This is a genomic window from Sinorhizobium sp. P24N7 (assembly GCF_042436655.1).
In the GTDB taxonomy this organism is placed as follows: domain Bacteria; phylum Pseudomonadota; class Alphaproteobacteria; order Rhizobiales; family Rhizobiaceae; genus Sinorhizobium; species Sinorhizobium meliloti_A.
In genome coordinates this window covers 1-8,195 of sequence record NZ_JBHMIW010000034.1, presented here as the reverse complement: position 1 = coordinate 8,195, position 8,195 = coordinate 1, and the positions used below count along the sequence as shown (strand labels likewise).

Sequence of the window (8,195 nt, the reverse complement as noted above, 5' to 3'; positions counted from 1 at the left end):
ATGGATCGGCTGACGCCGTTGCCGGTGCAGTATGCGGACTACGCGGTTTGGCAGCGCCGTTGGCTGGCGAACGAGGTATTGGAACGTCAGTCGGAATACTGGCGCCGGGCGCTGGCGGGCGCGCCAAGTATGAGATCGAAACTGCGCAATGCTGATTGCCGACAAAAGCGAGTAGAGCAAAAAGGTCCCGCCGTTGCCATGCGGAAGAGCCGTGAGGCGACGGTGACGGCTTTCTCGCTCGCCACCGGAGCCGGGCTGGAAGTCCTGTGTGCCGGCGGGAATGCGATTGACGCTGCGATGGCCGTGGCCTGGATATTTTACGTGTGCGAGCCCAGTGCATCGGGGTTGGGCGGGCAAACCGTATTGCTCGTCCGTTTCACCGTTTGTCGAACGCAGTCCATCGATAGACATTCCCGTGTGCTCGCGGTCACTTCGCTCAGCACGGCCAAAGCCGGCGAGCAGCGGCGCGGACCTCGCGACTGTACGATTCCATCGACGCCCGCGACGCTGGATCGCTCACGCAGGAACGCGGCGTGCTTAGCCGGGAGATGGTGGAATAATGCCTGGCGTCGCCAGATTGCGTTCTTTTCGGTCCTCGCCCCGTGTTCTACCTGCGAACGTTTCGCAAACTTGCTCGACCGAGTTGGAGGCTGCGAAGCGGTCTGGCGCCTTCACGACGGTGTTGGCGGTTCTGATCATCGTGCCCTTGCCAGCCGCGTTGGAGACACTTCCAGCGCTGCAGGCCGGCTGCGTATCAAGCAATATCCCGATATTCCGCGTGTTGGAGGGAGCAAACCCGCTCGCCGGTTGGCCCGCCCGGGTTGGCCGGGCGCGCCGGTGGGGCGCGCGGGCCTAGACCGTTTGTTCCCATCGATCAGCCAACTAAATCCCAGCAATGAGCGTGACGGCGGGCAAAATCCAAGGAGTAACTCATGCGGGTAGCCATCGTTTGCAACCGTGATCATACGGGCGTGATCAACCGATTCGGTCAGCCTCGTCCGGAGGGATACTCCGATACAGTCGAAAGGGTAGCGGCGGCACTGCAAGAGGGTGGTCACGAGACGCTCCTGTGCGAAGGCGATAAAGGACTGCTCAGTACGCTCGAGCGGTTCATGCCACCCGATCCGCAAGCCCGTCCTTCGGGAATCGTCTTCAACTGGGCGAGCGGAATTCAGGGCGAGTATCCTTACACCCACGTTCCGGCCATGCTTGAGATGGCCGGCGTTCCATATACGGGATCGAGCCCGCTCGGGCATGGGCTGGCGGACGATAAGGTCATCACCAAAAGGCTCATCCGCGATTGTGGCGTGCCGACGCCGAAATTTCGCGTGATGCGTCGCGGCACCGAGAGTACCGGCGATCTGCGATTCCCATTGGTAGTGAAGCCGCGTCACGAAGACGACAGCTTCGGATTGCAGCTCGTACATGAGCCCGCTCAGTTGAGGCAGGCCGTGGAAGTGATCGTCACGCAGTATGCGCAGGATGCGCTCGTGGAAGAATACATCGATGGGCGAGAAATTGCCGTCGCGCTGTTGGGAAACGGAGAGCTCGAGGTATTGCCTCTGGTGGAGCACGACTTCGGCGACCGCGAAACGCATCTTATGACTTGGGAAGCGAAGTACATGGCGGCCGCGATGCCGCCGCGGATTTGCCCGGCACAAATCGGGAGCAGCCTTACGACTATGCTGCAGGAAATTTCGGTTGCGACCTTCGGTGCCTGCCAGTGCCGGGACTATGCCCGCGTGGACCTCAGGATCGACCGCTCCGGCCAGCCCTTTGTCCTGGAGATCAACGCCATGCCGGGGCTCCGTCTGAGCTCCTCTTATGTCGTGGCCGCGATGACTGCCGGACACAGCTTCTCGAGCTTGGTCAATCGCATTCTTGATGTCGCCCACACGCGGTACTTCGGAATCGGCATCCCCTAGGCTGAACACGTCGCAGAATCCTGAAAGTCGGCTGGCAAGATATAAGCGTCGCTGCCTGACCGAGACTGACCTCTCTTGGACCGAGGAAGCCCATCATCTACGCCGCCGCGCATTGCTGGACGGCTGGCATCGGCGCGGTGCGATGCAACGCGGCGAAGGTGTAATACTTGAGAAGATTGTCATTTTTGGAGGCGGCCAGGCCGCGCCATCTTCCGCGGCGCGGCGGCGGCCATGACGACCCCATCATGATGATCGGTGAGGAGACGAACGCCGAGCGTCTTGCCTAGAGCGTGCTGCAACTTTCTGGAATCGGGGATTCGCAAATCAGCTGTGATGCGATTCCCTGTTCATGCCGACCGGCATGGATGACGCGAGCTTATTCCGAGATCTTCGCGAGCGGGCGGTGGCCCTATTGCGTGCCGGGAAGACGATACGGTCGAGCGCGGCAGCGCTTTCAATCGCTGCCTCCTGCGTTTCGAAATGGAAGCGACGTTTTGGCGAGACCAGCTCCCTTGGGCCAGGCCGTGTCGGCGGACGCAAGCAGCGGACCTTGTCGGGCGAACGGGCCGAACGTGGCATCAAGACCGACGGCCGAGCCGTTTGGGTCTTCGTTCGGGCCGAGGGCCTGAGCTTCAAAAACGGTTCTGCCGGCTGAGCAAACGCGAGCGCAAACGGCTGCGCTGGAAGAGCCATCAGCAACGGGTCGAAGCCCGTCGGCTGGTCTTTCTCGATGAAACCTGGATAAAGACGAATATGGCGGCACTCAGGGGCTGGGCGCCGCGCGACCGGCGGCTTTCTGCGCCGGTCCCGCACGGCCACTGGAAAACCCCTGACCGCCGCCTTGCACTGCGACCGGATCGACGCACCCGGGGTCATCGACGGGCCGATCAACGGCGAGCTCTTCACCCTTTATGTCAAGAAAGTTCTCGTGCCCACCCTCGCCAAGGGAGACATCGTGATCCTCGACAATCTCGGCAGCCACAAGAGATAAGCCGTGCGCCGCGCCGGCAGGGCCGCAGGCGCACACCTCTTTTTCCTGCCGCCCTACAACCCGGACCTCAATCCATCGAGCAGGTCTTTGCCAAGGTCAAGCACCTCATCAGGAAAGCAGCACATGGCGCGAGGCCAGCGAATTGCTCGACAGCTTCTCGCCGGCCGAATGTGCTCACCTCGACAGGGTTGGTCAAAGGACGCGCCTTGCTCAGAACGCCACGACGGAACATATCGGTTTTCATTTTGTAACTCCTCCGGCGCGTTACTGCGCCGCTCCGCAAGGATACAAGGGGCATAGAGCAGGCCCGGTCGTCACCGAAAGGATCATCGTCAGAATCGTAACGGAAATGATCGGCTCCAGCCGCGGTGAGATCAGCTGGAGACGTTCCGTGAAAATTGAGGTTCCGGAGTCGCCGCCGATGCCGGCGATCATCTCCTCCGTGGCCGACTTGCCGGCGATGATTGCGGCCGGATCGCCAAGTGCTAGCCTGAGAAGCAGGAAGTGGAAGATCTCGGCCATTGCTATAACGGATGACTGAGCTCATCCTTCGAAGGATATAGGTGGTCACTGCGCTCAGGCCTTCTGCATGTTCCACATCGCAACGACGGACGACGGCATCTCAATGAGGCCGGTGAGCGCCTTGCGCCGCGCGATTGGCTCGACAGTTCGACCCAGCCGGACGTCGCCGACGAAGTCCCACCAAATCCGTTGCATCTTGCGGGCCAGTGCCTTGCGTTCTTCGAGCGTTTTGACATTTGCCCATTTGGCCCGGAGGGCCTCGTATTCGTCGTTCTTCGGCCAGCCGTACCAAGCCTTGTCGCCGCTCGCGTTTAGGAAGACTGCGCCGATCGGATCACTCAGCGCGAAGTCGGAATCATCCGTGATGAAGATGTTCCATCCACCGTTGGCAACAGGCCCCTTGTTCGCCCGGCGGGTGACAAGCCCGCCCCAGTCGCTCGGCGCAAGCTCGGCATTGACCCCAATCTTCCGCATCTCGGCCGCCAGCAACTGTGAGGCAGTGTTGAAGGATGCGATATTTATCGCTTGGAGAACGACGACCTTTTCGCCGGCGTATCCGGCCTCCTTGAGCAGTTGTTTGGCCTTGTCCGGATCGCCGCCCTTTTTGAACCAGCCCGTATTTTCGTCGTTGGTATAAAGCGTATCACCCCCAAATATCGAAGTGACAGTGTGCCCATATTTTGCATCGGGGGACGTGACGCGCAGGAACGCCTCCTGATCGATCAGGTGGAGCATCGCTTGACGCGCCTTGACGTTATCGAACGGCTTCTGCAGGTGGTTCATGCGCAGGCACATGTTGACGCCACCCTTGTTCAGAACTTGGAGTGCAAGGTTGGGATCGCTCTCGATCGCTGAGTGAAGATCGCGGGGGGGCCCATAGACAAAATCGATCTCGCCCGCGTGCAATGCGCCCAATGCCGTCTGCTGATCGGCGATATTGTCCCAAATGACACGATCAACCTTAACGACCTTGCCGCCGGCGAATCCGTCAGATGGCTCCTTACGCGGTGCGTATTCTTCATTGCGGTCGTAGGTGAAGCTTGCGCCCGGCTTGGCAAGGGCATGATTGAACTTAAACGGGCCCGATCCGATATTCGTGGTGACCTGCTCGGTTGCGGGGCGATCCGCATCCTTCTCGCGCATGATGAATGGCGAGGTCCCTGCTATTGTCGCCAGCAGATCGATCAGCAGCCCCAGCGGCTGCTTGAGCACAATCGTAAAGGACTTGTCGTCCTTCTTGGAGATGTCCTGGGCTCGCTCCATGAGCAGTTGTCCGCCGCCATCCGCTTGACCCCAGCGACGTATCGAGGCCACACAGTCCGCCGCGGTCACAGGGGTGCCATCGTGCCAACCCAGGCCGTCCCGCAGCTCGAACGTGTAGGTCTTCCTGTCTTCCGAAACGCCCCACTTTCCCACCATTTGCGGCTGCGCCGTCAGCTTGGAGTCGAGTGCAAACAGCGTGTCATAAATCGCCAAGGCATGTGCTGCGGTTATGTCCGCCGTCGTAAAGATCGGATCGAAGATGCTGAGGTCACCGCTCATCACCATGCGGATTGTCTGCGCGTCGGTAGACGCTGTCTGCGCTCGCAGGACCGACGGGATCGACACAGCCGCTCCGGCGGCCAAACCCGTTATGATGAGTTCGCGCCGAGAGGTTCTCATGTTTCATTCCCCCTTCTTGGTTAGTGGCGCGGTTGCTCAAGGCAATCTGCTGGATGAGTGCTGAGAGGGTCAGCGCCGGGTGCGGACTTTGGATCAGTTCCTGCGGTCTTCCGACAGGGCTTTGTAGATGGGATCCTAGTTTGCAAGTAGAATCCACTCACTCTGCACTCCCTGTCCGTGTGATCTCGTCGATAACTGCGTCACCTGATGCTGGGTCTCGGCGTGGAACGGCTATAACATAAGCTTTCAATGGCCACCTTTCCGCCGCCGCACCACGTCCGAGAATTGCGGCGAAGCCCGGCCGGCCACGAGAGACAGCACTCGACCGCCACAGCGGACGAAATCGGCCGCATGAAGCGCATGCGGTTTACCAAAAGCTCATTTCTGCTCTTTTGGCTATTTAACCTAATTTTCGATTGGAGCTTGCGTCAAATTCAGTCTGTGTATCGATATCATCTGGTTTTGAGATGAACTCAGATCGATGTAAGGCCGCAATTCCGTCGGTGTATCGCCAGGCCTGAATCACACCTGTTCGCCCGGCCTCAGCCAAGACGCGCGTCGATTGGGTGTTCGATTTTTGCGGCCGCTATGCGCTTGCCCCTCCACGGAATAGGCTGGGCGAGACGGGCCTTCCCGATGTGGCGTGCGGGAAGAGGGGCCAGAATCTCACCTACCATCCCCACCTCCGTTGAATTGTGGCGGGCGGCGGCGTTTCCCTCGGCAGAGCGAGTTGGGTCGCCTGCTGGCCGAGGTTCGTCGCCGTCAATGGATCGTCTACGCCAAGCCACCTAAGCAAGCGTTCTCCTATCTCGGGCCGCTACACCCATCGCGTTGCGTGCTGGCCGGATCGCGGCAGAACGAGCTTGAATGATCAGGCCGGGTGCGTCCACATCACTCGGTACGGTATCCGTCGCACGCGCGTTGGCACCCCAACGTTGTCCCGCCGCACCAAGCCGCAAGCAGCCAGCGCGGCGATGGAAGGCATTGCAGCCTGCCTGACGGCTCGCGCCTCCAGGCCACAATCCCCACAGCGCCATACCCTCCGGCGACTTCGTTCATCCGGCTTGCAACGAGGTCCGACAACCAGTCCGCCGCGCCATCGAGCATGCTGACCTCCCAGAAGCCTCCAGACTCAATTTCGAATCATCCCAACGCAAGATCCGTCTCCGGCAGCGTCATTTCCATAGAGGGGCAAGCGCATGGCGGCCGCAAAAATCGAACACCCAATCGGCGCGCTTCTTGGCTGAGGCCGGATGAACAGGTGTGATTCACGTTGGGCGATAGGCCGAAGGAATTGCAGCCTTTCATCGATCTGGGTCCATCTCAAAACCAGATGGTATCGATACGCAGTCTGAATTTGACGTAGGCTGCGCGGCAATCGAAACTCAACATTGGCACGTGGATTGACCGCGCCACTTACCAAAAAAGAGGAACGGAACATGACAATATCTAGGCGCGAACTCATCATAACTGGCTTAGCCGCCGGAACCGCTTTATCGATCCCGTCGGTCCTGCGGGGACAGACAGCGCCTACCGAAGCGCGGACGGTCCGCATGGTGACGACCGATTTCCTAACCATCTTCGACCCGATCTTTACGACGACTGGCATAACCCAGAATCACGGCCTGGCCTTGTATGACACGCTGTTCTCGCTCGACTCCAAGTTGATGCCGCAGCCGCAAATGGTGGGAAAGTGGGGCGTTTCCGACGACAAGAAGACTTACACGTTCGAACTCCGGGACGGCCTGGGTTGGCACGATGGCACCCCTGTGACCGCGGCGGACTGTGTGGCCTCGATACGTCGCTGGGGTCAAGCGGATGGCGGCGGACAACTGCTCATGGAGCGAGCCCAGGACATCTCCAAGAAGGACGACAAGTCCTTTACGATTGTGCTCAAGCAGCCGCTGGGGCTGCTGATCGATCTGCTGGCGACAATAGCAGGGACCTCGCCATTCATCATGCGCGAGAAGGATGCGGATCGCCCCGCAACCGAGCAGGTCACCACGAATATCGGATCGGGCCCGTTTAAGTTCAATCATGCCCTTGCCAAGCCGGGCGCAAGCTTCACCTACGACCGCAACGAACAATACGTACCGCGCAGCGAGGCGTCCGACGGATTCGCTGGCGGCAAGATCGTCAAGGTCGATCGCGTCATCTGGGACAATATCGCCGATGAGCAGACTGCTTTAGCGGCCTTGCAGGCGGGTGAAATTGATTTTCTTGAAGCTCCCCCCGCCGATGTTTACTCAGTAATTGAGAGCGATCCCGATCTTGCACTGCAGGTTCTGGACAAGACTGGCAACGACATGTGCCTGCGCATGAACCACCTGCAGAAGCCGTTCGATAACGTCAAGGCACGCCAAGCGATGCTTCACCTGGTCGACCAGGAGGCGTTCCTGCGCGTCATGGCCCCCGATGCAAAATATGGGCACACTGTCACTTCGATATTTGGAAACGATACGCTTTATACCAACGACGAAAATACGGGTTGGTTCAAAAAGGGCGGCGATCCGGACAAGGCCAAACAACTGTTCAAGGAGGCCGGATATGCTGGCGAGAAGGTCGTCATTCTCCAACCCACGGACTGGGCGCCGGGGAGCAACACCTCGCAGTTGTTGGCCGCCGAGATGCGGAAGATTGGGGTCAATGCCGAGCTTGCGCCGAGCGACTGGGGCGGGCTTGTCGCCCGCCGGGCGAACAAGGGCCCCACTGAGAGCGGTGGCTGGAGCATCTTCATCACGAGCGACTCCGATTACGCCCTCAGCGATCCGATCGCCGCACCTTTCCTACGCGCCGGTGGCGACGAGGCCTGGTTCGGCTGGCCGAGGAACGACGAATACGAGGCTCTCCGGGCCAAATGGCCAGATGTCGAAACGCTCGAAGAGCGCAAGGCACTGGCCCGCGAGATGCAACGGATTTGGTGGGACTTCGTCGGCGACATTAGGCTGGGTCAGACTGTGTTGCCAAATGCGCGCCGTAAAACTCTCACTGGTCTCATCGAGATGCCGCAGCGTGTCGCGATGTGGAACATGCAGAAGGCCTGAGCGCGATGGCCGCTTATGTCCTTCGAAGGATGATCTCGGCCATCGCCGTCA

Annotated in this window: 5 protein-coding genes and 1 pseudogene; 4 read left to right on the top strand and 2 right to left on the bottom strand. The window is 59.9% G+C overall.

Features of this window, described 5'->3' with window-relative positions:
• The 3 genes and pseudogenes from ACFHWW_RS33570 to ACFHWW_RS33560 all read left to right on the top strand — a co-directional run.
• Nucleotides 1–942, top strand: a complete 942-nt coding sequence (locus ACFHWW_RS33570) for a gamma-glutamyltransferase (RefSeq protein WP_379943644.1) — start codon at nt 1–3, stop codon at nt 940–942.
• Nucleotides 933–1,925, top strand: a complete 993-nt coding sequence (locus ACFHWW_RS33565) for an ATP-grasp domain-containing protein (RefSeq protein WP_379943642.1) — start codon at nt 933–935, stop codon at nt 1,923–1,925. The genes ACFHWW_RS33570 and ACFHWW_RS33565 overlap by 10 nt, the downstream gene beginning before the upstream one ends.
• 365 nt (nt 1,926–2,290) lie before the next feature.
• Nucleotides 2,291–3,094: pseudogene (locus ACFHWW_RS33560) on the top strand (IS630 family transposase); the annotation flags it as partial.
• 86 nt (nt 3,095–3,180) lie between these two features.
• Here the strand turns inward: ACFHWW_RS33560 and ACFHWW_RS33555 are convergent.
• Together ACFHWW_RS33555 and ACFHWW_RS33550 are read right to left on the bottom strand one after the other, a co-directional pair.
• Nucleotides 3,181–3,438 (bottom strand): hypothetical protein, encoded by a 258-nt coding sequence (locus tag ACFHWW_RS33555; RefSeq protein WP_379943646.1) that lies wholly within the window; start codon nt 3,436–3,438, stop codon nt 3,181–3,183.
• A gap of 54 nt (nt 3,439–3,492) precedes the next feature.
• Complete coding sequence (locus ACFHWW_RS33550) at nt 3,493–5,100, bottom strand: ABC transporter substrate-binding protein (protein WP_379943640.1); 1,608 nt, start codon at nt 5,098–5,100, stop codon at nt 3,493–3,495.
• A 1,439-nt stretch (nt 5,101–6,539) separates the two neighbouring features.
• Here ACFHWW_RS33550 and ACFHWW_RS33545 point away from each other — a divergent pair.
• Complete coding sequence (locus tag ACFHWW_RS33545) at nt 6,540–8,144, top strand: ABC transporter substrate-binding protein (protein WP_379943638.1); 1,605 nt, start codon at nt 6,540–6,542, stop codon at nt 8,142–8,144.
• Nucleotides 8,145–8,195: the final 51 nt, after the last annotated feature.

Excerpts from the sequence above, each read along its gene's own strand:
- ACFHWW_RS33550 (WP_379943640.1), bottom strand. The coding sequence starts at position 5,100 with ATGAGAACCTCTCGGCGCGAACTCATCATAACGGGTTTGGCCGCCGGA.
- ACFHWW_RS33570 (WP_379943644.1), top strand. The coding sequence starts at position 1 with ATGGATCGGCTGACGCCGTTGCCGGTGCAGTATGCGGACTACGCGGTT.
- ACFHWW_RS33565 (WP_379943642.1), top strand. The coding sequence starts at position 933 with ATGCGGGTAGCCATCGTTTGCAACCGTGATCATACGGGCGTGATCAAC.
- ACFHWW_RS33545 (WP_379943638.1), top strand. The coding sequence starts at position 6,540 with ATGACAATATCTAGGCGCGAACTCATCATAACTGGCTTAGCCGCCGGA.
- ACFHWW_RS33555 (WP_379943646.1), bottom strand. The coding sequence starts at position 3,438 with ATGGCCGAGATCTTCCACTTCCTGCTTCTCAGGCTAGCACTTGGCGAT.